This is a genomic window from Paenibacillus sp. 01T422, from assembly GCF_056398785.1.
The window spans coordinates 1-1,397 of the sequence record NZ_JBFTQB010001247.1 but is presented as its reverse complement, the minus strand read 5'-3'; the positions used below and the strand labels follow the sequence as shown (position 1 = coordinate 1,397).

The window sequence follows — 1,397 nt, the reverse complement described above, 5'->3', positions numbered from 1 at the left end:
GAATTGGATTGCGCGGATTAATTGGTGAGATCCCCCATCTGTCCCAATCGGCGGCAGCGGTTGATGTGTCATTACGAACAGTGGTCTGCCTGGGTGATATAGAGCTTTAACTCGTTCCTTGAACCATGCCAACTGCTCATCGGAATACCATGCGCCTTCACCAACTTCTGGCTTCTCCTGAACATAGGCTTCTTGTGAAAGCAGCAGAATGGAGTGACCTTTCGTCGTAAAATCATTATAAAGTGACTTGTAGCCAAAAAACTTTTTAAATTGCTCGCGGCTTATTTCATCACTTTTGCCGTTCGGAACGGCCGCTTGATCCCAGTTATTCGCTTTATTAATCCAAATCGTGTAATAGTCGTGGTTCCCCATGTTCGCATGAACAGGTGGAAGTTTATACTCACTTACAATGGTACGCAGCTCCTTATAATCTCGTTCCGTTCCTGTATCGGTTAAATCGCCTGTTAACATAATGGCGTCAACTGGACCGTCGAAATGTGTAATGTCATCAAGCGCTTGCCTCAATTTCTTCACGGTTTGTGGGTCACCTGCGGTGATATGAAGATCGCTTAATATAAAATAGGACATGAGCGGCCCTGTCGGCAAAGGTTCGGCCGAAGGCTGCGCCACAACTTGAGCGGGCTCGGGTGAAGCAGATGACACGGCTGGCAGTTCTTCCGCCATAAACTTTTTCTTGACCATTTGACTAAAAAAAGCACTAAATCCAACCAATGCAGCCCCGATTGCAAGCAGCCATCTTATAAAAGCTCTTCGTGACATAAACGCACCCCAAGTATAATAGTAAGGATTTACTCCGTAAGATCTATTATACCACAAAAAATCCAATAGGCGTCAGTCGCCTATTGGATGTTATGCACGCTTCCTTAAGTTAAAACCGTTGTTTTTTGAACGGTTTCCCAATCGACTTCGCCTTCATTTTGACCATTGATCGGCCACCACTTGAAGCCATCGTCAGTCAGGAGCTTAGTCGCCTCTTCAGGTCCCCAAGATCCAGCCGGATACTCTTTCAGATCATCCGATTGCTCGTTCCATGCCGCAGCGATGCGGTCTACATAAGACCAAGCGAGCGCCACTTCATCCCAACGGGTGAAGTACGTAGAATCTCCGCGAGTCGCATCATGTAACAAACGCTCATAGGCTTCCGGCGTGTTAATGCCGATCTGGCAGCTTTGGCAGAAATCCATAGCAACCGGAACGATTACACCTTCAGATCCAGGCTGCTTCGCATTCATTTTCAGATAAATGCCTTCCATTGGATTAACGCGGAATACAAGCAGATTCGGTTCCATTTCATGCTTTTTAGCCAAATAGACGTTATTCGGAATGTTCTTGAATTCAACAACAACCTCGGTTGTTTTGACCGGCAGTCTTTTCCC

1 protein-coding gene and 1 pseudogene are annotated in these 1,397 nt (G+C 46.4%); both read right to left on the bottom strand.

What is annotated here, in order from left to right; all coding sequences use genetic code 11:
* Nucleotides 1-780: metallophosphoesterase family protein (locus AC1DUA_RS37645; protein WP_477504579.1), on the bottom strand; the 780-nt coding region annotated here is incomplete at its 3' end.
* Nucleotides 781-884: 104 nt separating this feature from the next.
* Nucleotides 885-1,397, bottom strand: a pseudogene (locus AC1DUA_RS37640) (glucose-6-phosphate dehydrogenase); the annotation flags it as partial.